The sequence below is a fragment of the Pseudomonas sp. BIGb0381 genome (genome assembly GCF_024809815.1).
Taxonomy (GTDB): domain Bacteria; phylum Pseudomonadota; class Gammaproteobacteria; order Pseudomonadales; family Pseudomonadaceae; genus Aquipseudomonas.
Window position 1 is genome coordinate 1 of sequence record NZ_JANUEN010000017.1, and the last position, 22,232, is coordinate 22,232.

Consider the following 22,232-nt stretch of genomic DNA (forward strand, 5'->3'; position numbering starts at 1 on the left):
GCCAGTACTTTGATCAGGAAAGCGGACTGCACTACAACCGTCATCGCTACTACAATCCGGATGTCGGTCGCTACCTGACGCCTGATCCGGTGAAGCTGGCGGGTGGGATTAACGCCTACCAATACGTGCCCAATCCTACGAGATGGGTGGATCCGCTGGGACTGAGTACATGCCCTGGGAATAACGAATGTAAACCATCGTTGAGTGTTGACGAGCCTGTACCACAACACAATGATGGACAGCCAACCCTACCCACTGCCCACTCTCATTTTCCAAGCGACCCTAATGATTTAACAGGCGTGCTAGGAGTAGCGCCAAAAGTCTCTACGACAAGGCATGACACTCAGCGAATGGAGTGGAGACCTAACAGTAATACCCGGATAAGATTTGAGAGCCATCCGGGAGATGAGGGTATATTCGTACAGAGACATCACGGCGAGCACTATCACATAGAGCTAAAGCCCAACGGTTCCAGTTGGAGGCAGGCTGAAAGAAACAATCTAGTAATGAAAGTCATACCACGTAATTACGAAGAAGGGCATGGAACCGGATTTCTACCGGGTGAAAAACATCCAGGAAGCTGATATGAAAAAATTCCCTGTGGCAGATGGAACAATTGAAAAACTGATTTGCAACCGCAATACATTAATAATGGAGTTTACAGACTGGCAGGAAAGACGATGGGAGATAACCTTCAACGATCTAGTTGCCTTTCAAGGCTTAGGTGCTGTCGGCACCGAAATATGTGATATGTACGAAGAGGAAAACACATGGCTTTCTCAAGAAGCAACTAGACTGGAGCCTGATGAAACGGGGATAACTTACTGCTTTACATCGAGTAATGGCGGAGAAACAATTCTTCTTGTAGTTGCTGGTAGCTATAGCGCACAAGAGTTATGACATTGACTGACGCGAGCGGCCGGCGGAATATCAATGAGATGCTAAAATTAAATCAGTATCCTTCGGTCGCTGGCCAAGCAGTCAAACCAATATCATTTGGGAAGAATCTAAAACCACCACTCCCAAGTTTTCTAGAAAAAACTACGCATTGAGAATATCAAAAAGTATGTATACGATCACATCCATATATAGCCAACCTTCTAAAACCAAAGCGCTTTAACTAACAAAAACTTACCAACCAGAATAAAATGAAGATCATTTGTGTCCCTCTTACGCTGAACGCCATGAGATTATTAGATACAAATGATCGCCCAGACTCTCTGCTTGAAATCATTCACCTCGCCGACGAAGAGTATAAAAAATTTCTGATCTCTGGCGCAGTGGAAACTATAAATAAAACCCTGGGAAAAATGATTAACGACTACGAAGACGAGATTATCAACACCAATGAGGACCTCAGCAAGGCGCTAGCAATATTTAAAGACCACCTGACGCCTAAAAACTCTTCAGTAATGAAAAACTGATCCACCTGAACACAATCGCAAGCAAGAGCCAAACAGGGCTATCTTCCTTCTTTTAGCTTAATACATGCACTTGGCAAATGGTCATTTACCATCATTCTCAATAGCGCAACTAAAACATTGAGCTTGACAAGCTAATTACTCACGACTCCAGCTTTGTTGAAGTGAGATCAACTGACTTTTTTCTTTACGCAACAAATATCTGAGCAGAACGTCAGCAACGGACTTGGTATAAAGGCACACTTATTCGACTTTGACGTCGGGACGCATCAGGGAGGCTGGTTCCTGAAAAAATCGGGGGCACAGCATCAATCATTAAATTTCGGCTTGGAAGGTTGGTTTTATGGCGCACTTACGAAAACACCCACCACCACACTAGACCCTGAGCCGAAGCCACAGCACAATCGGCTCACCAAATGAGCCGAATAACCTCTTTATTCGGCTCACGCACCCCAGGCATTCCACCATGGCTCATCCGCACTGGATCTGGCAACACGCCGACTGGCCGCACTTCCATTGGCAACCCGGTCGCCTCGCGGCGTTGCTGCGCGAGTGCGGGCACGCCCAGGGCAAGCTGTTGGGCATGCTCGGTTCCGTCAGCCAGGCAGTCAGCGCACAGAATGAACTGGATGCGCTGCTGCAAAATATCCTGACGTCCTCGGCGATTGAGGGCGAGCAGTTGAATGTCGGCTCGGTGCGCTCGTCCCTGGTAAGGCGGATGGGCCTGGAAGCGATGACAGACGGTCAGGTAAGCCGCCGCAGCGAAGGCCTCGCCGAGTTGATGATGGATGCAATTCAACAATTCACACGGCCGTTTACCCTCGCCCGCTTATTGAACTGGCATCACTTATTGTTCCCGGCCCCGGAAGCAGGCTATGCCGCCAGCGCGCTCAATATCGGGTCATTGAGGGGGGATGAGCCGATGCAGGTGGTGTCGGGCCAGCTTGATCGGCCGACCGTGCATTTCGAGGCCCCGCCACGTCTGGGACTGGAGCAGGCACTGGCGGATTTTCTGGAGTGGTTCGAAACCAGCCGCGATCAGCCGGAACTGGACCCGCTGGTACGCGCCGGCGTCGCGCACTTCTGGTTTGTCACACTGCATCCCTTCGATGACGGCAATGGTCGCCTGACACGCGCTATCACCGATTTGGCACTGGCCCAGGGTGAACACCAGGCCATCCGTTTCTATGCCATGTCAGCCAGCATCCTCGAAGATCGCACCGGCTACTACAACGCACTGGAATCCAGCCAGAAGGCCTCACTGGATATCACTGACTGGCTGGAGTGGTTCCTTAAAACCCTGTTACGCAGCGTGCAGCAGGCCATGGCGCGGATTGACCGAGTGCTGGGAAAAAGTCGGTTCTGGCAGCAACACCGCGACCTCCCTTTGTCTGCTGAACAGATCAAGGTCCTCAATCGCCTGCTCGACGGTGGTGAGAAGGGCTTCGAACACGGCATCAGCGCAGCGCAGTACCAAGCGGAGGCAAAGGTATCCAAGGCGACAGCGACGCGACACCTGGCTGACCTGCTGAAAAAAAACTGCTTGGTTCGTCTCCCCGGAGGCGGCCGCAGCACGCGTTATCAGGTCAATACAGCAGGCGAGTAATGCCCCACTCATTTGCCCCCATCCCCCATGTCTGCTAGTGTCGCGCCGGTTTACCGTCTACCGGAATAGCCGCCATGGCCCGCAAAAAAGTTGCACTCGATTTCGAACAATCCCTCGCCGACCTGCAAACATTGGTCGAGCGTCTGGAGAACGGCGAGTTGTCGCTGGAGGACTCGCTGACGGCGTTTGAGCAAGGCATCGGCCTGACCCGTGACTGCCAGAGCGCGCTGGCGCAGGCGGAGCAGAAGGTGCAGGTGTTGCTGGAGCGTGACGGGGAGTTGGCCGAAGAACCTTTCGATGCGGAACAGCCGGAATGATCGACGCGTATCAGGCCAGTAGCCAAGCCCGGGTAAATACGGCGCTGGAGCCCTTGTTTGTTGCGCCAAGCCCGGAAATGAAGCGCCTCTATGAAGCCATGCGCTACAGCGTGATGAATGGCGGCAAGCGTGTGCGCCCGCTGCTGGCATATGCGGCCTGTGAAGCACTGGGCGCGCCGGCCGAGCAGGCCAACGGTGCAGCCTGTGCAGTCGAGCTGATTCACGCGTATTCCCTGGTACACGACGATTTGCCGGCGATGGACGACGACGATCTGCGTCGCGGCCAGCCCACCACCCATAAAGCCTTTGATGAAGCCTATGCGATCCTCGCCGGTGATGGCTTGCAGAGCCTGGCGTTCAGCGCGTTGCTGGACCCACGCTTGAGCAGCGTCAACGCCGAGATCCGCTTGCGCATGGTCACGGCCCTGGCCCTGGCTGCCGGCCCTGCGGGCATGGTTGGCGGGCAGGCAATCGACATGGGTTCGGTCAGCGTCAAGCTGGATCAAAAAGCCCTTGAGCACATGCACCGCCACAAGACCGGCGCGCTGATCGAAGCCGCCGTTCACTTGGGCGCCCTGGCCAGCGGACATGCCGAAGCCGCGCAATTGGCGGCGCTGCAGACCTATTCCCGGGCCATTGGCCTGGCGTTCCAGGTGCAGGACGACATTCTCGACGTGGAAAGCGATACCGCCACCCTGGGCAAACGCCAAGGCGCCGATATCGCACGGGACAAACCGACTTATCCTGCGCTGCTCGGGCTGCAAGCCGCCAAGGCCTACGCCCTGGAACTACGCGACCAGGCGCTGGACGCCCTGCGACCTTTCGACGCGGCGGCCGAGCCGCTGCGTGACCTGGCGCGGTATATCGTCGAACGCCGCCACTGATTACGGCGGCCATTGCAGCCGCATATCGGCCAAGTTCGGCGCTCTGCGTGGGCAGTTTGCGATGCTTGAGGTAAACTGCCGCCTCTTCTATACCTATAACGATTCGCCTGATGCCCACGACGTTTCAAGAGATTCCCCGCAAGCGCCCGTCCACGCCCCTGCTCGACCGTGCTGTCACGCCGGACGGCCTGCGTCGTCTGGGTGAAGCCGAGCTGGAAACCCTGGCCGATGAGTTGCGCCTGGAATTGCTCTACACGGTCGGCCAGACCGGTGGGCATTTCGGTGCCGGCCTGGGCGTCATCGAGCTGACCATCGCGTTGCACTACGTGTTCGACACCCCGGATGACCGGCTGGTTTGGGACGTGGGCCATCAGGCGTATCCGCACAAGATCCTCACGGGCCGCCGCGAGCGCATGGCGACTCTGCGCCAGAAGGACGGTGTTGCCGCCTTCCCGCGCCGCTCCGAAAGCGAGTACGACACCTTTGGCGTCGGCCACTCCAGCACCTCGATCAGCGCAGCGCTGGGCATGGCAATTGCCGCCCGCCTGCAAGGCAGCGACCGCAAGGCGATTGCCGTGATCGGTGATGGCGCGCTGACCGCCGGCATGGCCTTCGAAGCACTGAACCATGCCCCGGAAGTGGACGCCAACATGTTGGTGATCCTCAACGACAACGACATGTCGATCTCGCGCAATGTCGGTGGTCTGTCCAATTACCTGGCCAAGATTCTCTCCAGCCGCACCTATGCCAGCATGCGCGAAGGCAGCAAGAAAGTGCTCTCGCGTCTGCCCGGCGCGTGGGAAATTGCCCGGCGTACCGAAGAATATGCCAAAGGCATGCTGGTCCCCGGCACCCTGTTCGAAGAACTGGGCTGGAACTACATCGGCCCCATCGACGGCCATGACCTGCCGACCCTGATTGCCACGCTGCGTAACATGCGCGACCTCAAGGGCCCGCAGTTCCTGCATATCGTCACCAAGAAAGGCAAAGGCTTCGCGCCGGCGGAAGTCGACCCGATCGGCTACCACGCGATCACCAAGCTCGAACCGGTGGACGCTCCCGCCGCTGCGCCGAAAAAAGCCAGCGGGCCGAAGTACTCCGGCGTGTTCGGCGAATGGCTGTGCGACATGGCCACCGCCGACCCGCGCCTGGTGGGCATTACCCCGGCGATGAAGGAAGGCTCCGACCTGGTGGCGTTCAGCGAGCGTTTCCCGCTGCGCTATTTCGACGTGGCCATTGCCGAGCAGCACGCGGTGACCTTCGCCGCTGGCATGGCCTGCGAAGGCGCCAAGCCGGTCGTGGCGATCTACTCCACGTTCCTGCAGCGCGGTTATGACCAGTTGGTGCATGACGTCGCGGTGCAGAACCTCGACGTGCTGTTTGCCATCGACCGCGCCGGTTTAGTCGGCGAAGACGGCCCGACTCACGCGGGCAGCTTCGACTTGTCCTACTTGCGTTGCATCCCCGGCATGCTGGTGATGACGCCGAGCGACGAAAACGAACTGCGCAAAATGCTCAGCACCGGCCACCTGTATAACGGCCCGGCCGCCGTGCGTTATCCACGGGGCAACGGCCCGAATGCGCTGATCGAGAAGGACCTGGAGCCTATCGAAATCGGCAAGGGCATTGTGCGTCGCCAGGGCAGCAAGGCTGCATTCCTGGTGTTTGGCGTGCAATTGGCTGAAGCGCTCAAGGTGGCCGAGAAGATCGACGCCACCGTGGTCGACATGCGCTTCGTCAAGCCGCTGGATGAAGCCCTGGTCCGCGAAATCGCCGCCAGTCATGAGCTGCTGGTGACTGTCGAAGAAAACGCCATCATGGGCGGTGCCGGTGCGGCAGTCAGTGAGTTCCTGGCGCGGGAAAGCATCCTCAAGTCAGTGCTGCACCTGGGCTTGCCGGATGCGTACGTCGAACACGCCAAACCGGCGCAGATGCTGGCTGAGTGCGGGCTGGATGAAGCAGGGATCGAGGCTTCGGTGCGCGAGCGCCTAACGCTGCTGGGCCTGTAGAAACCGGGACCCAATGTGGGAGGGGGCAAGCCCCCTCCCACATTTGATTTGCGCCATCCTCAAGCGCTATGGACAGCCCATGAAACACCTGTACCTTGCCCTGCTGCTTCTGCCCTCCCCTGAATTGCTCGCCGACACCCGCGACAACGCCCTGAAACTCCCCGACGTGGTCATCAGCGCCAACCGCCAGGTCCAGGCACGCAACGACAGCAGCGCCGCCAACACCGTGCTCACCCGCGACGACATCGACCGCCTGCAACCCACCAGCCTCACCGACCTGCTCAGCCGTGTGCCCGGCGTGCAAGTCGCGCCCTCCGGTGGCCGTGGCAGTTTGCCGGGCATCTACCTGCGGGGCACCAAGTCCGCCCAAAGCCTGGTGCTGGTCGACGGCCAGCGCATCGCCAACACCACGTCCGGCGACAGCGGCCTGCAATACCTCAACGTCGACCAGATTGAGCGCGTGGAAGTACTGCGCGGCTCGCGCTCGGTGATCTACGGCAGTGACGCGATCGGCGGGGTGATACAGGTATTCACCCGGCGCAATGCCGAGCAGGGCGTGCAACCGCGCGTGAAACTGGGCTTCGGCAGCCATAACACCTGGCAGCGCAGCCTCGGCCTTTCGGGTGGTGACGAACAGACACGCTTCAACCTGGGCGCGAGCCTGGATGAAACCGCCGGCATCAACTCAACCCACCAGTCGTTCCCCAGCGACGGCGACCATGATGCTTATCGCAACCAGTCCGTGAGCCTGAACCTCAGCCATTCCCTCAGCGATGAGCTGGAGGTGGGCTTCAATCTGTTGGATAACCGCGGCAAGTCGGAGTATGACAACAGCTTCGGCCGCTACGACCCCGTCAGCAGGCAAACCGTCGGCCAGAAACCCTACACCGACTACGCCGTGAGCAGCGCCAGCGGCTATGTCGACGCCACGCTCAATGAGCGCTGGCAGTCGCGCCTGGAGCTGGGCCACAGCGAGAACCTCGATACCAAGCGCGACACCCTCAGCGATGATTTCAGCGTATTCAACACCTACCGTGACTCGGTCAACTGGCAGAACGATCTGACCCTGGATGACCAGAACAGCCTGATCCTGGGCGGCGACTGGTACGAAGACCGCTTTCACGGTTCCACCACGTTTACCGAAAACAGCCGCTGGAACCGCGCCGCCTTTGTGCAGCATCGCTTTCACAGCGAGTGGTTTTCCACCGAACTGGGCCTGCGTCACGACCAGAATCAGCAGTTCGGCAGCCAGAACAGCTGGAGCGGCACCCTGACCTTGCCGGTCAACCCCGACAATGACCTGCTGCTGAGTTACAGCGAAGGCTTCCGCGCGCCGACCTTCAACGACCTCTATTACCCGGACACGAAGTACAGCAACCCCAACCTGCAGCCCGAAACCTCAAAGAGCTACGAACTGCAGTGGCGCAGCCAGTTGAGTGACAGCACGCGCCTGGAGGCCTCGCTGTACCGCACCGATTTGAGCGATGCGATCATTCTCGACCAAACCGGCAAGCCACAGAATGTGGCGTCGGCACGCATCAACGGTTTTGAGGCGGCGCTCAAGCAGGAGCTGTTCGGCTGGCAAGGAAACCTCGGGCTGTCGCTCATCGACCCGCGCGACCGCGACAGTGGTCACACCCTGGCCCGCCGGGCGCGGCGCACGTTGAGCCTGGACCTGGACCGGCAATTCGATCAGGTGGGCGTGGGCGCCAGTTGGCAGGCGATCAGCCACAGCTATGACGATGAAGACAACACCCACCGCCTGGGCGGCTATGGGTTGCTCGGGCTGCGTGGCAGTTGGGCGGTGACGCGGGAAGTAGCGTTGTCGCTGAAGGTCGATAACCTGCTGGACAAGTCCTATGCACGGGCGCGCTACAGCTACGACGATCCGGCATTCGTCAACAATCACGATTACCGTGAAGAAGGCCGGGTGTGGATGTTTGGCGTGACGTGGACACCTGAAATCTGATTGTCGCCTGGGCTGGTCTCAAAGGCTCGGAGCAATCACCTGACACAGCCGCGCCAGCGCTTCCAGCATCTGCCCGCTGGGCCGTTCCAGGCCTTTGTCCGGAACCAGCCGCACCCGCTCCGCCATGCTTGGCCAGGCCTTCCAGGCTTCCTTCTGCGCCTGATCGCCTACCAGAATCATCTCGGGATTACGTTGCAATACCGACTCGATGCTGACCTGTGGCGCGGGTAGCTTCAGGTCGTCAAACACGTTGCGCGCACCGCACACGCTCAGCGCATCGCTGATGATCTGGCCACCGCCCACGGTGTACAGCGGCTGATTCCACACCTGATAGAACACCCGCAACGGTTCAGCACGTTGATAACGCTGACGCAACTGCGCCAGGCGCTGGCGCAGTTGCGCAGCCAATTGCCGGCCGGCGTCGGCACGACCCAGTTGCTCGGCGATGGCCTGGACCTGGGTGGTGAGTTGTTCGAGGCTATGGGGTTCGGCGACGTACACCGGGATATTCAGGCGCTGCAGCTGCTCGCGCTGGGCGGGGCCGACGCTGCCGGGCCAGAGCAGGATCAGGTCGGGCCTGAGGCTGAGCAGGCGCTCCATGTCCAGTTGCCCATAACGCCCAACCGACGGCACGTTCGCCAGCGCCGCTGGCCGCTCACCGCCATCGAGCACGCCCACCAGCAGGTCGGCAGCACCCAGTTCAGCCACGATTTCAGAAAGTGAAGGCGCCAGACTGACGACACGTTCGACCGCCAGGCCCTGGGCACTGAATGCCAGCAGCAGAATCGCCAGCCAGCGGCGCATCATCCCAACTGACGCGGGATGCGGTAGAGGTAAAACAACACCATCGTCGACAGCGCCAGCAGGAAAAGCGGCACCGCTTCCAGGCCAACGAACACCGCCAGTGCGCCCACCCACGCCGGTACGGCAGCCACCATCAAGGCCGTACGCCGACGAGCCGCCAGGGTGATCCAGGCAGCCGGTTCTTCCGCAGTATCAAGGGCTTTGGAGGTGGCGATCAGGGCGTGTTTATAGCCATGGAAGTAGCGCAGGCTGAGGAACATCGACGCCACGCCGGCGATAAAGAACGGCATGGCCAGCACCGGCAGCATGGGCTCGGCCTGGCCAAATACCAGGTTGATCACGAACAGCGGGAGCAGCGCCAGGGCCAGGTACTGCCACCAACTGAAGGACAGTCGCCGCTTCACCTGGCCCCGGGTCACGCGCGGTCGACCTCGCCCTGATGCTCGTTGCCCATCATGTGGTCGAGCTTGCTGGCCTTGGTCGCCAGGTAGAGTTTGTTGTGCGGGTTATGCCCGGTGTGCAGCGGCACACGCTCGGCCACGGTGATGCCCATCTCGGTCAAGGCTTTGACCTTGCGCGGGTTATTGGTCATCAGACGCAGGGATTTCACACCCAGGTGCTCCAGCATCGGCAGGCAGATCGCGTAGTCACGCTGGTCGGCAGCGAAACCCAGGCGCTCATTGGCCTCGACGGTATCGGCACCGCCATCTTGCAGCTCGTAGGCACGGATCTTGTTCAGCAGGCCAATACCACGGCCTTCCTGACGCAAATACAGCAGCACGCCACGGCCTTCACGGGCGATGGCGCGCATCGCGGCTTCCAGTTGCGAGCCGCAGTCACAGCGCTGGCTGAACAGCGCGTCGCCGGTCAGGCACTCGGAATGCACACGACCGAGAACCGGTGCGCCATCGGCGATGTCGCCCAGGCTGAGCACAACGTGTTCGCGCCCGGTGGCTTCTTCGAGAAAGCCGCTCATAGTGAACGTGGCAAAAGGGGTAGGCAGCTTGGAAGCAGCGACGAAAACGACGGGCACCGTGTGCTCCTGATTTCAGTTTTTACAAAGGCGGCCATTGTAACAGCACGTTCCTGCAGACGCTTAAGCTGAATTATCGCTGATAAAGATCAATCGGTTTGATTGGCCTTTGTGTTGATTCTATGTAGGAGCGCGGCAGCCTATTCAGGGCGTCTCGCGAAAGTGCTGATAGCCACGTACGACCGGGGTGATGTCGTGCCCGTTGGCGTCGAGCAACGTGACACCCTGCCCCGCCTCGACTCGGCCGATCACGTGGATCGGCCAGCCGCCGGCCAGCAATGGCGCAAGTTCCAGGGGCGGCAGGGTGAACGCCAATACGTAGTCGTCGCCACCGCTGAGTGCGGCCACCCGCGCCTCGTCATCCCCGACAAACGCCAGCAAGGCCTTGGACAATGGCAGCGCCTGGCGCTCGATCAACAGGCTGACAGCCGAGGCCTTGGCGATATGCCCGCAATCAGCCAGAAGCCCGTCGGAGATATCCATCGCAGACGTCGCCCTGCCCCGCAGCGCCAGCCCCAAGGCCAACTGGGGCTGGGGCGACCAGTAATGGGCCAGCAGTGGTTCGGCAATCGTTGCGTCGGCGCTGCGCTGCCCCAATACCAGCGGCAAGGCACCGGCGGCGTTGCCCAACTCGCCGCCCACACACAGCAGGTCACCCGGCTGCGCACCGCTGCGCGTCAGCGCCTGGCCTGCCGGTACCCGCCCGAACACGGTCAGGGTCAGGCTCAGCGGGCCGCGTGTGGTATCGCCGCCCACCAGGCCCACACCGCAACTTTGCGCCATGGCGTTCAAACCTTGGGCATAGCGTTGCAGCCAGTCGGCATCGACGGTCGGCGTGGTGAGTGCGAGGGTAAACGCGAGGGGGTGGGCGCCCATGGCGGCCAGGTCGCTGACCGCCACGGCCAGCGAGCGCTGGCCGAGCAGGAACGGGTCACAGGGGTCGGCAAAGTGCACGCCGGCCACCAAGGTATCGGTGGAAATTGCCAGCTGCTCCCCGGCGGGGAGCGCCAGCAAGGCGCAGTCGTCGCCGATCCCCAAGGCAATGCCCTCGCCGCCCCGCGCACACGGCGCGGCGGCGAAATACTTGTGGATCAGCTCGAACTCGCCCATTCAGGACTCAAGCGCAGGTTAGCGCTTGTACGCCTTCACTTCGGCTTCACGCAGGCGCGGGGCCAGCTTGTCGAGCACGCCGTTGACGAACTTGTGACCGTCGGTCGAACCGTAGACTTTCGCCAGTTCGATGCCTTCGTTGATCACCACGCGGTACGGCACGTCGACGCGCTTGAGCAGCTCCCAGGTAGACAGGCGCAGTACGGCCAGTTCAACCGGGTCCAGCTCTTCGAGGGTCAGGTCCAGGCACGGCGACAACGCAGCATCGATCTCGTCCAGGTTGGCCGGCACACCGTGCAGGATGTCGTGGAAGTAGCTCTGGTCGGCAAACGTGAAGTCGTTATCGACGCGAAATTGCGCTTCGATCTCGTTCAGCGAAGTGCCGGCCATATGACGCTGGTACAGCGCCTGGGTCGCGAGCTGACGGGCAGCACGGCGCTTTTCGCTTTTCGACGGTTTGCCGGCGTCCGCTGGACGCTCGTCACGTGGGTTGAAACGATCGCTCTCGTCGGAAATCACTTGGCCTCCAACTGCGACAGCAGGCTGACCATTTCCAGCGCGGACAGGGCAGCTTCAGCGCCTTTGTTGCCGGCCTTGGTGCCGGAACGCTCGATGGCTTGTTCGATGGAATCAACAGTCAGTACGCCGAAAGCGACTGGCACGCCGAACTCCATGGACACCTGGGCCAGGCCCTTGGTGCATTCGCCGGCCACGTATTCGAAGTGCGGCGTACCGCCACGAATGACCGCGCCCAGGGCGATGATCGCCGCGTATTCACCCTGTTGAGCAACTTTTTGCGCAACCAGTGGAATTTCGAAGGCGCCAGGGGCGCGGATGATAGTGATGTCGCTCTCGCTCACACCGTGGCGAACCAGGGCATCCACGGCACCGCTTACCAGGCTTTCAACCACGAAGCTGTTGAAGCGGCCAACCACCAGGGCATAGCGGCCTTTGGGGGCGATGAAGGTACCTTCGATGGTCTTCAGGGTCATTCGACAAATCTCTTAAAGAGCCGGGACGCGAAAAGTGCGTCCCTCAGTGATGATTTAACCGCAAACAAGGGGCAAAAAGCGCCGGCCTTTATTCGGAGGGCACGTATTCTACAACTTCCAGATCGAATCCGGATATCGCATTAAATTTCATCGGTGCGCTCATCAAGCGCATTTTGCGCACACCGAGGTCACGCAGGATCTGCGAACCAGCACCGACGATGCTGTAGGTGGTCGGCGTTTTCACCTGGGTTTGCTCGGCGGTTTCGCGAATATGCGCGAGTAACACGTCGCCATCCACCGGGTTACCCAGCAGCAGCACCACACCGCTGCCCGCCTCGGACACCGCGGCCATGGCGGCGCGCAGGCTCCAGCGGCCCGGTTGCTTGACCATCAGCAGGTCGCGCAGCGGGTCCATGTTGTGTACGCGCACCAGGGTCGGCTCGTCGGCGCAGATGCTGCCCAGGGTCAAGGCCATGTGCACGTCACCTTCCACCGAATCACGGTAGGTCACCAAATTGAATTGGCCCAGTTCGCTGTCCAGTGGCTGCTCGGCAATCCGCTGAACGGTACGTTCGTGGATCATCCGGTAGTGAATCAGGTCGGCAATGGTGCCGACCTTGATGTTGTGTTCGGCAGCAAAGGCTTCGAGTTCGGCGCGACGGGCCATGGTGCCGTCGTCGTTCATCACTTCGCAGATCACGCCGCTCGGCTCGAAACCGGCCATGCGCGCCAGGTCGCAGGCGGCTTCGGTGTGGCCGGCGCGAGCGAGGGTGCCGCCCGGTTGAGCCATCAACGGGAAGATGTGGCCGGGGCTGACGATGTCTTCGGCCTTGGCGTCCTTGGCGGCAGCGGCTTGCACGGTGCGGGCACGGTCGGCGGCGGAAATGCCGGTGGTGACACCGGTGGTCGCTTCAATCGATACGGTGAACTTGGTGCCGAATCCCGAACCATTGCGCGGCGCCATCAACGGCAGCTTGAGCAACTCGCAGCGCTCTCGGCTCATGGGCATGCAGATCAGCCCACGGGCGTGCTTGGCCATGAAGTTGATGTGCTCAGGCTTGCAGGCCTCGGCGGCCATGATGATGTCGCCTTCGTTTTCGCGGTCTTCGTCATCCATCAGGATGACCATCTTGCCTTGGCGGATGTCTTCAACCAGCTCTTCGATGCTATTGAGCGCCACAGGGCACCCCCTTGGTCAGGATTTCAGGTAGCCGTTAGCGGCCAAAAAACTCTCAGTGATGTTCCCAGTTGCAGGCTCTGCGGCCTTATCGCCCATAAGCAGGCGCTCCAGGTAACGGGCAAGCAAGTCGACTTCCAGGTTCACCCGGCGACCAGGCTGGTACGACGCCATGATGGTCTCGCTCAGGGTGTGGGGAATGATGGTCAGTTCAAATTCGGCGCCGTTCACGGCGTTCACGGTCAGGCTGGTGCCATCGACGGTGATCGAGCCTTTGTGGGCGATGTACTTGGCGAGCTCTTTGGGCGCGCGGATGCGGAATTCCACGGCACGCGCATTTTCGCTGCGGGCAACCACTTCGCCGACACCGTCGACGTGGCCGCTGACCAGGTGGCCGCCCAGGCGGGTGGTCGGGGTGAGGGCTTTTTCCAGGTTGACCGGGCTGCCGGCCTTGAGGTCGTTCATCGCTGTGCAGTCCAGGGTTTCCCGGCTGACGTCGGCGGCAAAGCCGTTGCCCGGCAGTTCGATGACGGTCAGGCACACGCCGCTTACGGCGATGCTGTCGCCCAGCTTGACGTCGCCGAGGTCGAGCTTGCCGGTTTCAACCAGCAGGCGCACGTCGCCACCCTTGGGGGTCATGGCGCGGATGCTGCCGATGGATTCGATAATGCCGGTGAACATGGCCTTCTCCTGGAAAACGGGGCGGGCACTTGAGCGCCCGGTCAGAATTATACGCTCGCTGCTGGCACAGGGATGGCAGTGACTCGCCAGTCGTCGCCTACAGCGCGCATTTCAGTGATCTTGAGTTGGGGGGCGTCTGCCAGTTTCTCAAGCGGCCAGTCGAGTAAAGGCCGGGCGGCGGAGCCGAGGAACTTGCCGGCGACGAAAATCACGTATTCGTCCACCAGGCCTTGCTGGGCAAATGCACCTGCCAGGCTTGGGCCGGCTTCCACCAATACGTCGTTGACGCCACGGGCGGCCAGCGCCACCAGCGCCGAGCGCAGGTCGACCTGGCCGTCCACGCCCGGTACCACCAGGCATTCAGGGCCACGGGGGAACTGGTTTTCCGCGGTGACGCAGGTGATGACCAACGCCGGGCCGGCCTTGAAGAACGGTGCGTTGAGCGGCACGCGCAAACGGCCGTCGATCAGCACGCGCAACGGCGGGCGCGACATGGCCAGGGCGGTGGTGGCTTCGTCCAGGCCGAGTTCGGCGGCGCGAACGGTCAGGCGTGCGCCGTCGGCCAATACGGTGTCGGCGCCGGTCAGCACCACGCTGGCCTCGGCGCGCAGGCGCTGCACGGCGGCGCGGGCGGCGGGGCCGGTGATCCATTGGCTTTCGCCGCTGGCCATGGCGGTGCGGCCGTCCAGGCTCATCGCCAGCTTGACCCGCACAAACGGCAGGCCATGCTCCATACGCTTGAGGAAGCCCTTATTCAGGGCCCGCGCTTCACCTTCGAGCACGCCGCTGTGCACCTTGATCCCAACCTGGGCCAAGCGCTGCATGCCGCGCCCGGCGACTTCCGGGTTGGGGTCCTGCATCGCCGCGACCACCCGCGCCAGCCCGGCACTCACCAGCGCATCGGCGCACGGCGGGGTGTGGCCGTAATGGCTGCAGGGCTCGAGGGTTACGTACGCCGTGGCACCTCGGGCCTTGTCACCGGCAGCCCGCAAGGCATGCACTTCGGCATGGGGTTCGCCGGTGCGCACGTGCCAGCCTTCGCCGACAATCTGCCCATCGCGGACAATCACGCAGCCCACGCGCGGGTTGGGGTGGGTGGTGTACAGGCCGTTGCGCGCCAGTTCGAGGGCGCGGGCCATGTAATGGGCGTCGAGGACAGTCTGTTCAGCAGAAGGCGGGGTCATTCTTTGGCAGGCTCACGGGCCAGGCGGTCGATCTCTTCGCGGAACTCGTTGAGGTCCTGGAAGCGTCGATACACCGAAGCGAAACGGATATAGGCGACTTCGTCGAGCTTTTGCAGCTCGCCCATCACCAGCTCTCCAACCACCAGGCTCTTGACCTCGCGCTCGCCGGTGGCGCGCAGCTTGTGCTTGATATGCGCCAACGCCGCCTCCAGCCGCTCGACACTCACCGGGCGTTTTTCCAGGGCGCGCTGCATACCGGCGCGCAGTTTTTCTTCGTCGAAAGGCTGGCGGCTGCCGTCGGACTTGATCAGACGCGGCAATACCAGTTCGGCGGTTTCGAAGGTGGTGAAACGTTCACCGCAGCCAGAGGCCAGGCATTCGCGCCGGCGACGCACTTGATCGCCCTCGGCGACCAGACGCGAGTCAATGACCTTGGTGTCGTTGGCACCGCAGAAGGGACAGTGCATGGTGGCAGGCAACAAAAAAAGGGAGGGCCATGGTAGCGCATCCCTGTGGCAAGACAAGCCATAGCCTTTACGGTATATAGGCAGGCCTATATGTTTCTTATATTTCAAGCCACGGATTTTGTCCTTTTCTGGAGCCGTACATGCAGTTACGACCACTTGTTTTGCTCACCGTGTTCAGTGTCCTGGTCGCCTGCAGCAGCGAAGCCCCCAAGCCGGCCGCACCTCAACCGACGCCCGCACAAGAGAAAAAAGTCCCCGGCATTGAAGACCTCGGCCCCCTGCCCGCCTATCAACGCGAAATCAGCGGCAGCCTCACCAACGTGCCGGCCGGTGCCGAAGTCGAGATGGCGCTGCTGGTGATCGATGACCGTTCGCGCCCGCAACAACTGCTGGCGAGCAGCGTACTGACCGGCAACGGCAAGCCCCTGGCCTTCCGCCTGCGCTACAACCCCGAGGCGTTCCCAGCCGGTGCGCGGGTTGAATTGCGTGGCCGTGCCAGCCAATCCGGCCAGTTGATCCTGCACCTGCCCGCCGTACGCATCACCCAGGCCATCACCCAGACCACCGGCCCCCTGGAGCTCGTCAAGGCACCATGACGCCACCGTGGGACTTGCAGCACGCCCTGAGCGCGCTGATCGGCGACGCCCAACTGGTGCCCTGCCCGCTGCCGGGCACCGAGCTTTCATTGTGGCTGCTGGATGCGGACAACATGGACCGCGCCTTCAGTCCCGAGGAAACCCGACGCATCCTGCATGAACCGCCCTACTGGAGTTTTTGCTGGGCCAGTGGTTTGGCGCTGGCGCGGTATCTGGCGGCGAACCCGCAATGGGTGAAAGGCAAGCGCGTGCTGGATTTCGGCGCCGGCTCCGGTGTGGCCGGAATTGCGGCGGTTAAAGCCGGCGCGTTGGAAGTGGTTGCCTGCGACCTCGACCCGCTGGCGTTAGCGTCCTGCCGGGCGAATGCCGAACTCAACGGCGTGGCGCTGAGCTATTCAGCGGACTTTTTCGCCGAAGCCGACCGCTTCGACCTGATCCTGGTCGCCGATGTGCTCTACGACCGCGCCAACCTGCCGTTGCTCGACCACTTCCTCAGCCGAGGCCGCGAAGCGCTGGTGGCGGACTCGCGCGTGCGGGACTTCCAGCACCCGGCTTATCGGCGGCTGGAGATACTCGATGCGCTGACATTGCCGGACTTGGCCGAGCCTTGGGAGTTTCGCAAGGTGAGCCTGTACCATTCGCGGCGCCAGCCCTTATAGTTGCCCCATTCCCGCTTTATTCGAGACGCCCCATGAGTGAGCCCACGCCGTACATCTTCGACGTCACCAGCGCCAACTTCGACCAGGCCGTGATCCAGAACTCCTTCGAAAAACCCGTGCTCGTGGATTTTTGGGCCGAGTGGTGCGCGCCGTGCAAGGCGTTGATGCCGATGCTGGCGCAGATTGCCCAGAGTTATCAGGGCGAGCTGCTGCTGGCCAAGGTCGATTGCGAGGCCGAGCAGGACATCGTCGCGCGCTTTGGCATTCAAAGCCTGCCGACGGTGGTGCTGTTCAAGGATGGCCAGCCGGTGGATGGATTTGCCGGGGCGCAGCCGGAGTCGGCGGTGCGGGCGATGCTGGAGCCGCATGTGCAGATGCCACCACCGGCGGCGGCTGACCCGCTGGAGCAGGCCAAGGCGCTGTTTGCCGATGGCCGCATCAGCGACGCCGAAGCCGTGCTGGTAGCGCTGCTGGGTGAAGACAACACCAACGCCGCCGCGTTGATTCTGTACGCGCGTTGCCTGGCCGAACGCGGTGAGTTGGGTGAAGCCCAAACCGTGCTCGATGCGGTGAAGAGCGATGACCACAAAGCCGCCCTCGCCGGCGCCAAGGCGCAAATCACCTTCCTGCGCCAGGCCGCCGACCTGCCGGACGCCGCCGAGTTGAAAAGCCGCCTGGCACAAAACCCGCAGGACGACGAAGCCGCCTATCAACTGGCCATCCAGCAACTGGCGCGCCAGCAGTACGACGCCGCGCTGGAAGGCCTGCTCAAGTTGTTTATCCGCAACCGCGGCTACAGCGAAGGCCTGCCGCACAAGACCTTGCTGCAGGTGTTCGAACTGCTGGGCAATGATCACCCGCTGGTGACCGTGTACCGCCGCAAGTTGTTCGCCGCGCTGTACTAATCGCCGATCCAACTGTACAGCGGCGTATCCCCGCCGCTGGCCACTTTCACCTTGGCGCTATGGCGCAGGCGCACCAACAGGCGCTTGCCCGCCGCGGCATCCCCCGCCAAACCTTCCAGTCGATCAAGCAATTCCAGGCCGCTGAGCTGCCCGGCGTTGCGCAACAGGTCCTGGGCGCTTTGCCACAGGTCATCATTGTGCTTGACCGGTGCCGCCGGCGCAGCGGCCGCGTTTGCCGTTGGCGTTACCTGCAACTGTGCGCCGAGTCGCGCCCAATCGCCGTCATCCAGTTCCAGGGTCAAGTCCACCGGCAGGTCGCCAACGGTTCCACGAATTCGCAACATCGTCCTTACTCCTGCATTTTTCTGACAAGCATGCTCCCATGTGGCTTGCGCAACGCCAAGCGGGCGGTCAAACTCTCAGCACTATTGTTATAAGATCACATAACATAAATTTCATTTTCTGGAGCCTTCTCATGCGCCGTCTGCTGCTTGCTTTGCCGTTTGCCCTGTTGCCACTCGCTATCGCTCACGCCGCCGACGAGCATGACCACGATCACGAACACGGCAGCCTCGGCGCACACGAACACGGCGTCGGTCGCCTCAACGCGGTGCTCGACGGCCAGGCCCTGGAGCTTGAACTGGACAGCCCGGCGATGAACCTGGTGGGCTTCGAACACGTCGCCACCAGCGCTGCCGACAAAGCCAAGGTCGCCGCCGCACGCAAACAGTTGGAGAACCCGCTGGCCCTGTTCAACCTGCCCAAGGCCGCCGGTTGCGTGATCAGCACCCAGGAACTCAACAGCCCGCTGTTCGGCGACAAACCGGAAGCCGACCACGACGACGATGATCATGATGACGACGCCAAAGACGGCGCCCACGAGCATCATCACGATCACAGTGAGATCCACGCCCACTACCAATTCACCTGCGCCAAGCCGGCCGCCCTGGGCAACCTGGACCTGACCCAGGTGTTCAAGACCTTCCCCGCCACCCAGAAAATTCAGGTACAACTGATCGGCCCGAGCGGCCAGCAAGGCGTTGAAGCGACGGCCACGGCAGCCACCCTGAAGTTCTGAGCCCCCATGACCCACGCATTGATCGAACTGTCTGACCTGGGCTTTAACTGGCCAGGTCACCCACAGTTACTGGACATCCCCGCGTTCCGCCTGGAAGCGGGGGAAACCCTGTTTCTCAAGGGGCCGAGCGGCAGTGGCAAAACCACCTTGCTCGGCCTGCTCGGCGGCGTACAGAAGCCCAGCCGCGGCAGCATCCGCCTGCTCGGCCAGGAGCTGACCGAACTCTCGGCCGGTGCGCGGGACCGCTTTCGCGTTGACCACACCGGCTATATCTTCCAGCAGTTCAACCTGCTGCCGTTCCTGTCGGTGCGCGAGAACGTCGAGCTGCCCTGTCACTTTTCCAAGCTGCGCGCGCAACGGGCAATCCAACGCCACGGCAGCGTCGACCAGGCCGCCGCGACCTTGCTGGCACACTTGGGCTTGAAGGACAAAGACCTGCTGGAGCGCCGTGCCGATTCGTTGTCCATCGGCCAACAGCAACGGGTGGCCGCCGCCCGTGCGCTGATCGGCCAACCGGAGTTGGTGATCGCCGACGAGCCCACCTCGGCCCTGGACTACGACGCCCGCGAAGCCTTCATTCAACTGCTGTTCGCCGAATGCCGCGAAGCCGGCGCCAGCCTGTTGTTTGTCAGCCATGACCAAAGCCTGGCGCCGCTGTTCGACCGCAACCTGTCGCTGGCCGAACTCAATCGCGCCGCCACGCCCGCAGAGGTTTGAGATGTATCTGTTTCGTCTAGCCATGGCCAGCCTGGCTAACCGCCGCTTTACCGCGATCCTCACCGCCTTCGCCATCGCCTTGTCGGTGTGCCTCCTGCTGGCGGTGGAGCGCGTGCGCGTTGAGGCGCGCAACAGTTTCGCCAGCACCATCAGCGGCACCGACCTGATCGTCGGCGCGCGCTCAGGGTCGGTCAACCTGCTGCTGTACTCGGTGTTTCGCATCGGCAACGCCACCAACAACATTCGTTGGGACAGCTACGAGCACTTCGCCGCCAGCCCCCAGGTGAAATGGGCGATCCCGATTTCCCTCGGCGACTCCCATCGCGGCTACCGCGTAATGGGCACCAACGAATCGTACTTCGAGCACTACCAGTACGGGCGCAAACAGAACCTGGAACTGGCCAGCGGCCGCGCCTTCGCCACCGACCCGTTCGAAGTGGTACTCGGCGCCGAAGTCGCCGATGCCCTGCACTACAAGCTCGGCGACAAGCTGGTACTGGCCCACGGCGTGGCGGTGGTCAGCCTGGTCAAGCACGATGACAAACCATTCACCGTGGTCGGCATCCTCAAGCGCACCGGCACGCCGGTGGACCGCACGCTGCATATCAGCCTCGGCGGCATGGAGGCGATTCATATCGACTGGCACAACGGCGTACCGGCCCAGGGCAAAGGCCGCATCAGTGCCGACCAGGCGCGCAACATGGACCTCACCCCGCAAGCCATCACGGCCTTTATGCTCGGCCTGAACAACAAGATCTCCACCTTCGCCCTGCAGCGGGAGATCAACGAGTTCCGTGGCGAGCCGATGCTGGCGATCCTGCCCGGTGTGGCGCTGCAAGAGCTATGGAGCATGATGGGCACCGCCGAAAAGGCCCTGTTCGTGATCTCGCTGTTCGTGGTGCTGACCGGCTTGATCGGCATGCTCACCGCAATCCTCACCAGCCTCAACGAACGCCGCCGCGAAATGGCGATCCTGCGTTCGGTGGGTGCGCGGCCGTGGCATATCGCGACGCTGCTGATCTTCGAAGCCTTCGCCCTGGCCCTGTCTGGCGTGATCGCAGGCGTGGGTTTGCTGTACGTGTGCATCGCTGCATCACGCGGGTATTTGCAGGCCAATTACGGTCTGGACCTGCCGATGTCGTGGCCCAGCGAATATGAATGGACCTTGCTCGCCGGTATTCTGGCGGCAGCGCTGTTGATGGGCAGCGTGCCCGCCTGGCGCGCCTACCGACAATCCCTGGCCGATGGCCTGTCCATACGTTTATGAGGAAGGCTTCGATGCGTCGCGCTCTGTTTGCGTTATTGCTGCTGGTGACCGTGCCTGCCTGGGCGGAGGACCAGCCCAAGGACCTGTCCTGGCAGGAGATGATCCCGCCGGACGCGCCGCCGGAAATCCCCAACATGAAACCGCTGCACAACCTGTCGAACATGGCCGATGCCTTGTCCGTCGAAGCGGCGCCGGCGGCCAAGCAGGAACTGCCCAACGCGCCGGTGGTGCAGAGCCTCGACGGCCAGCATATTCGCCTGCCGGGGTACATCGTGCCACTGGAAGTCAGCGAAGAAGGCCGCACCACCGAGTTTTTGCTGGTGCCGTATTTCGGCGCGTGCATCCATGTGCCGCCGCCGCCGTCGAACCAGATCGTGCATGTAAAGAGCGAGGTCGGCGTGAAGCTCGATGAGCTGTATCAGCCGTACTGGATCGAAGGCACGATGCAGGTCAAACCGTCATCCAGTGAGCTTGCAGATGCCGGTTATCAAATGGATGCGCAGAAGATTTACGTATATGAGCTGCAGGAGTAGCGGGTTATTACCGTTTCATTGAGCTGAGTCAACGGCCCAACCGGAACGATCTTTACCATTGGATGTATCTCTTTTAATACACCCTCTGGAGCTCCTATGAACAAGTCTCTGCTCGGCGCGTCCCTCTTCGCGCTCGCCCTCGCCGCCCCTGCCGTCCACGCTCACGAAGCGGGTGACATTCTGATTCGTGCCGGTGCAATCACCGTGAACCCGAAGGCAGACAGCAGCACCGTCAAAGTTGACCAAGGCCCATTGGCCGGTGCCAACCTGGGCGGCAAGGCGACCATGAGCAGCGACACCCAGCTGGGTCTGAACTTCGCCTACATGCTGACCAATCACGTCGGTATCGAACTGCTGGCTGCCACACCGTTCGAGCATGACGTGAAGATCAAGGGCACCGCCCTCGGCGCCGCCAACGGCAAGCTCGGTACGCTGAAACACCTGCCGCCAACCCTGAGCGTCGTGTACTACCCACTGGACAACAAATCCCCGTTCCAACCGTACGTAGGCGCCGGTATCAACTACACCTGGATCTACGACGAACACGTCGGCAGCCGCGCCTCCGAAGCCGGTTTCAGCAACTTCAAGGCCGAGAACTCCTGGGGCTGGGCTGCGCAGATCGGCGCGGACTACATGATCAACGACAAGTGGATGATCAACGCCCAGGCGCGCTACATCGACATCAGCACCAAGGCTACCGTGGAAAACAATGCCGTAGCGCCGGGCACCCGTGCCAAGGTCAATGTGGACGTGGACCCGATGGTTTACATGGTGGGTATCGGTTACAAGTTCTAAGCAACACTGCATAACCCATGTGGGAGGG

27 protein-coding genes are annotated in these 22,232 nt (G+C 61.5%); 16 read left to right on the plus strand and 11 right to left on the minus strand.

Annotation, left to right across the window (positions count from 1 at the left end):
* From M2397_RS28370 to M2397_RS28405, 8 genes are all read left to right on the plus strand, one after another.
* Positions 1-584, plus strand: a 584-nt coding sequence (locus M2397_RS28370) for an RHS repeat-associated core domain-containing protein (protein WP_259244893.1), incomplete at its 5' end; no start/stop codon positions are given.
* A 1-nt stretch (position 585) separates the two neighbouring features.
* Positions 586-900 (plus strand): hypothetical protein, encoded by a 315-nt coding sequence (locus M2397_RS28375; protein ID WP_131700309.1) that lies wholly within the window; start codon positions 586-588, stop codon positions 898-900.
* Between the two features lie 248 nt (positions 901-1,148).
* Positions 1,149-1,424: a hypothetical protein gene (locus tag M2397_RS28380; RefSeq protein ID WP_256663474.1), complete on the plus strand. Its 276-nt coding sequence runs from the start codon at positions 1,149-1,151 to the stop codon at positions 1,422-1,424.
* A gap of 463 nt (positions 1,425-1,887) precedes the next feature.
* Positions 1,888-3,027, plus strand: a complete 1,140-nt coding sequence (locus M2397_RS28385) for a Fic family protein (RefSeq protein ID WP_259244894.1) — start codon at positions 1,888-1,890, stop codon at positions 3,025-3,027.
* A 74-nt stretch (positions 3,028-3,101) separates the two neighbouring features.
* Complete coding sequence (locus M2397_RS28390) at positions 3,102-3,344, plus strand: exodeoxyribonuclease VII small subunit (protein ID WP_003176346.1); 243 nt, start codon at positions 3,102-3,104, stop codon at positions 3,342-3,344.
* Positions 3,341-4,228, plus strand: a complete 888-nt coding sequence (gene ispA / locus M2397_RS28395) for a (2E,6E)-farnesyl diphosphate synthase (protein WP_184746275.1) — start codon at positions 3,341-3,343, stop codon at positions 4,226-4,228. Before M2397_RS28390 ends, ispA begins: the two co-directional genes overlap by 4 nt.
* Positions 4,229-4,338: 110 nt before the next feature.
* The gene (dxs, locus tag M2397_RS28400; RefSeq protein ID WP_259244895.1) at positions 4,339-6,237 is read left to right on the plus strand and encodes a 1-deoxy-D-xylulose-5-phosphate synthase; all 1,899 of its coding nucleotides are present in this window, start codon (positions 4,339-4,341) and stop codon (positions 6,235-6,237) included.
* 79 nt (positions 6,238-6,316) lie between these two features.
* Complete coding sequence (locus M2397_RS28405) at positions 6,317-8,206, plus strand: TonB-dependent receptor domain-containing protein (protein WP_259244896.1); 1,890 nt, start codon at positions 6,317-6,319, stop codon at positions 8,204-8,206.
* A gap of 18 nt (positions 8,207-8,224) precedes the next feature.
* Here the strand turns inward: M2397_RS28405 and M2397_RS28410 are convergent, their stop codons facing one another.
* The 10 genes from M2397_RS28410 to nrdR all read right to left on the minus strand — a co-directional run bounded on the left by M2397_RS28410 (position 8,225) and on the right by nrdR (position 15,654).
* Positions 8,225-9,013 carry a cobalamin-binding protein gene (locus M2397_RS28410; protein ID WP_131700314.1) on the minus strand — a complete coding sequence of 263 codons (789 nt, stop codon included), beginning with the start codon at positions 9,011-9,013 and terminating at the stop codon, positions 8,225-8,227.
* Positions 9,010-9,429 (minus strand): nuclear fragile X mental retardation-interacting protein 1, encoded by a 420-nt coding sequence (locus M2397_RS28415; protein WP_131700315.1) that lies wholly within the window; start codon positions 9,427-9,429, stop codon positions 9,010-9,012. The genes M2397_RS28410 and M2397_RS28415 overlap by 4 nt, the downstream gene beginning before the upstream one ends.
* Complete coding sequence (ribA, locus tag M2397_RS28420; protein ID WP_065924905.1) at positions 9,426-10,043, minus strand: GTP cyclohydrolase II; 618 nt, start codon at positions 10,041-10,043, stop codon at positions 9,426-9,428. The genes M2397_RS28415 and ribA overlap by 4 nt, the downstream gene beginning before the upstream one ends.
* 144 nt (positions 10,044-10,187) lie before the next feature.
* Positions 10,188-11,153: a thiamine-phosphate kinase gene (gene thiL / locus M2397_RS28425; protein ID WP_259244897.1), complete on the minus strand. Its 966-nt coding sequence runs from the start codon at positions 11,151-11,153 to the stop codon at positions 10,188-10,190.
* An 18-nt stretch (positions 11,154-11,171) separates the two neighbouring features.
* Positions 11,172-11,672 (minus strand): transcription antitermination factor NusB, encoded by a 501-nt coding sequence (gene nusB / locus M2397_RS28430; protein ID WP_053138236.1) that lies wholly within the window; start codon positions 11,670-11,672, stop codon positions 11,172-11,174.
* Positions 11,669-12,145 carry a 6,7-dimethyl-8-ribityllumazine synthase gene (ribE, locus tag M2397_RS28435; RefSeq protein WP_003176356.1) on the minus strand — a complete coding sequence of 159 codons (477 nt, stop codon included), beginning with the start codon at positions 12,143-12,145 and terminating at the stop codon, positions 11,669-11,671. Before ribE ends, nusB begins: the two co-directional genes overlap by 4 nt.
* An 88-nt stretch (positions 12,146-12,233) precedes the next feature.
* Positions 12,234-13,325 carry a bifunctional 3,4-dihydroxy-2-butanone-4-phosphate synthase/GTP cyclohydrolase II gene (gene ribBA / locus M2397_RS28440; protein WP_131700317.1) on the minus strand — a complete coding sequence of 364 codons (1,092 nt, stop codon included), beginning with the start codon at positions 13,323-13,325 and terminating at the stop codon, positions 12,234-12,236.
* 15 nt (positions 13,326-13,340) lie between these two features.
* Positions 13,341-14,003 carry a riboflavin synthase gene (locus tag M2397_RS28445; RefSeq protein ID WP_032884562.1) on the minus strand — a complete coding sequence of 221 codons (663 nt, stop codon included), beginning with the start codon at positions 14,001-14,003 and terminating at the stop codon, positions 13,341-13,343.
* A 47-nt stretch (positions 14,004-14,050) separates the two neighbouring features.
* Positions 14,051-15,187: a bifunctional diaminohydroxyphosphoribosylaminopyrimidine deaminase/5-amino-6-(5-phosphoribosylamino)uracil reductase RibD gene (ribD, locus tag M2397_RS28450; protein ID WP_259244898.1), complete on the minus strand. Its 1,137-nt coding sequence runs from the start codon at positions 15,185-15,187 to the stop codon at positions 14,051-14,053.
* A complete protein-coding gene (gene nrdR, locus M2397_RS28455; RefSeq protein ID WP_167656713.1) occupies positions 15,184-15,654 on the minus strand; it encodes a transcriptional regulator NrdR in 471 nt (156 codons plus the stop codon). The genes ribD and nrdR overlap by 4 nt, the downstream gene beginning before the upstream one ends.
* 140 nt (positions 15,655-15,794) lie before the next feature.
* On the opposite strand from nrdR, the gene M2397_RS28460 reads away from it, so the two are divergent.
* Genes M2397_RS28460 through trxA form a run of 3 tightly spaced genes read left to right on the plus strand, consistent with a single transcriptional unit; the run spans position 15,795 to position 17,814 of the window.
* Complete coding sequence (locus M2397_RS28460) at positions 15,795-16,250, plus strand: YbaY family lipoprotein (protein ID WP_027605189.1); 456 nt, start codon at positions 15,795-15,797, stop codon at positions 16,248-16,250.
* Positions 16,247-16,909, plus strand: a complete 663-nt coding sequence (locus M2397_RS28465) for a methyltransferase (RefSeq protein ID WP_259244899.1) — start codon at positions 16,247-16,249, stop codon at positions 16,907-16,909. Before M2397_RS28460 ends, M2397_RS28465 begins: the two co-directional genes overlap by 4 nt.
* Before the next feature lie 32 nt (positions 16,910-16,941).
* Positions 16,942-17,814 carry a thioredoxin gene (gene trxA / locus M2397_RS28470; RefSeq protein ID WP_131700320.1) on the plus strand — a complete coding sequence of 291 codons (873 nt, stop codon included), beginning with the start codon at positions 16,942-16,944 and terminating at the stop codon, positions 17,812-17,814.
* Here the strand turns inward: trxA and M2397_RS28475 are convergent.
* The gene (locus tag M2397_RS28475; protein ID WP_131700321.1) at positions 17,811-18,158 is read right to left on the minus strand and encodes a hypothetical protein; all 348 of its coding nucleotides are present in this window, start codon (positions 18,156-18,158) and stop codon (positions 17,811-17,813) included. The two genes, trxA and M2397_RS28475, sit on opposite strands and share 4 nt — an antisense overlap.
* 131 nt (positions 18,159-18,289) lie before the next feature.
* Here M2397_RS28475 and M2397_RS28480 point away from each other — a divergent pair, with 131 nt between their 5' ends.
* The 5 genes from M2397_RS28480 (at position 18,290) to M2397_RS28500 (ending at position 22,204) form a co-directional block, all read left to right on the plus strand.
* A complete protein-coding gene (locus M2397_RS28480; protein WP_259244900.1) occupies positions 18,290-18,892 on the plus strand; it encodes a DUF2796 domain-containing protein in 603 nt (200 codons plus the stop codon).
* 6 nt (positions 18,893-18,898) lie between these two features.
* Positions 18,899-19,609 (plus strand): ABC transporter ATP-binding protein, encoded by a 711-nt coding sequence (locus M2397_RS28485; protein WP_053138261.1) that lies wholly within the window; start codon positions 18,899-18,901, stop codon positions 19,607-19,609.
* Position 19,610: 1 nt separating this feature from the next.
* Positions 19,611-20,876, plus strand: a complete 1,266-nt coding sequence (locus tag M2397_RS28490) for an ABC transporter permease (RefSeq protein WP_027605183.1) — start codon at positions 19,611-19,613, stop codon at positions 20,874-20,876.
* An 11-nt stretch (positions 20,877-20,887) separates the two neighbouring features.
* A complete protein-coding gene (locus M2397_RS28495; RefSeq protein WP_145336791.1) occupies positions 20,888-21,409 on the plus strand; it encodes a DUF3299 domain-containing protein in 522 nt (173 codons plus the stop codon).
* A gap of 96 nt (positions 21,410-21,505) precedes the next feature.
* Positions 21,506-22,204 (plus strand): OmpW family protein, encoded by a 699-nt coding sequence (locus tag M2397_RS28500; protein ID WP_131700324.1) that lies wholly within the window; start codon positions 21,506-21,508, stop codon positions 22,202-22,204.
* Positions 22,205-22,232 lie beyond the last annotated feature (28 nt).

Bases quoted from the DNA above. Each gene is read 5' to 3' on its own strand.
- M2397_RS28375 (WP_131700309.1), top strand. From the start codon at position 586: ATGAAAAAATTCCCTGTGGCAGATGGAACAATTGAAAAACTGATTTGC.
- M2397_RS28380 (WP_256663474.1), top strand. From the start codon at position 1,149: ATGAAGATCATTTGTGTCCCTCTTACGCTGAACGCCATGAGATTATTA.
- M2397_RS28385 (WP_259244894.1), top strand. From the start codon at position 1,888: ATGGCTCATCCGCACTGGATCTGGCAACACGCCGACTGGCCGCACTTC.
- M2397_RS28390 (WP_003176346.1), top strand. From the start codon at position 3,102: ATGGCCCGCAAAAAAGTTGCACTCGATTTCGAACAATCCCTCGCCGAC.
- ispA (WP_184746275.1), top strand. From the start codon at position 3,341: ATGATCGACGCGTATCAGGCCAGTAGCCAAGCCCGGGTAAATACGGCG.
- dxs (WP_259244895.1), top strand. From the start codon at position 4,339: ATGCCCACGACGTTTCAAGAGATTCCCCGCAAGCGCCCGTCCACGCCC.
- M2397_RS28405 (WP_259244896.1), top strand. From the start codon at position 6,317: ATGAAACACCTGTACCTTGCCCTGCTGCTTCTGCCCTCCCCTGAATTG.
- M2397_RS28410 (WP_131700314.1), bottom strand. From the start codon at position 9,013: ATGATGCGCCGCTGGCTGGCGATTCTGCTGCTGGCATTCAGTGCCCAG.
- thiL (WP_259244897.1), bottom strand. From the start codon at position 11,153: ATGGGCGAGTTCGAGCTGATCCACAAGTATTTCGCCGCCGCGCCGTGT.
- ribE (WP_003176356.1), bottom strand. From the start codon at position 12,145: ATGACCCTGAAGACCATCGAAGGTACCTTCATCGCCCCCAAAGGCCGC.
- M2397_RS28445 (WP_032884562.1), bottom strand. From the start codon at position 14,003: ATGTTCACCGGCATTATCGAATCCATCGGCAGCATCCGCGCCATGACC.
- ribD (WP_259244898.1), bottom strand. From the start codon at position 15,187: ATGACCCCGCCTTCTGCTGAACAGACTGTCCTCGACGCCCATTACATG.
- nrdR (WP_167656713.1), bottom strand. From the start codon at position 15,654: ATGCACTGTCCCTTCTGCGGTGCCAACGACACCAAGGTCATTGACTCG.
- M2397_RS28460 (WP_027605189.1), top strand. From the start codon at position 15,795: ATGCAGTTACGACCACTTGTTTTGCTCACCGTGTTCAGTGTCCTGGTC.
- M2397_RS28465 (WP_259244899.1), top strand. From the start codon at position 16,247: ATGACGCCACCGTGGGACTTGCAGCACGCCCTGAGCGCGCTGATCGGC.
- trxA (WP_131700320.1), top strand. From the start codon at position 16,942: ATGAGTGAGCCCACGCCGTACATCTTCGACGTCACCAGCGCCAACTTC.
- M2397_RS28475 (WP_131700321.1), bottom strand. From the start codon at position 18,158: ATGTTGCGAATTCGTGGAACCGTTGGCGACCTGCCGGTGGACTTGACC.
- M2397_RS28480 (WP_259244900.1), top strand. From the start codon at position 18,290: ATGCGCCGTCTGCTGCTTGCTTTGCCGTTTGCCCTGTTGCCACTCGCT.
- M2397_RS28485 (WP_053138261.1), top strand. From the start codon at position 18,899: ATGACCCACGCATTGATCGAACTGTCTGACCTGGGCTTTAACTGGCCA.
- M2397_RS28490 (WP_027605183.1), top strand. From the start codon at position 19,611: ATGTATCTGTTTCGTCTAGCCATGGCCAGCCTGGCTAACCGCCGCTTT.
- M2397_RS28495 (WP_145336791.1), top strand. From the start codon at position 20,888: ATGCGTCGCGCTCTGTTTGCGTTATTGCTGCTGGTGACCGTGCCTGCC.
- M2397_RS28500 (WP_131700324.1), top strand. From the start codon at position 21,506: ATGAACAAGTCTCTGCTCGGCGCGTCCCTCTTCGCGCTCGCCCTCGCC.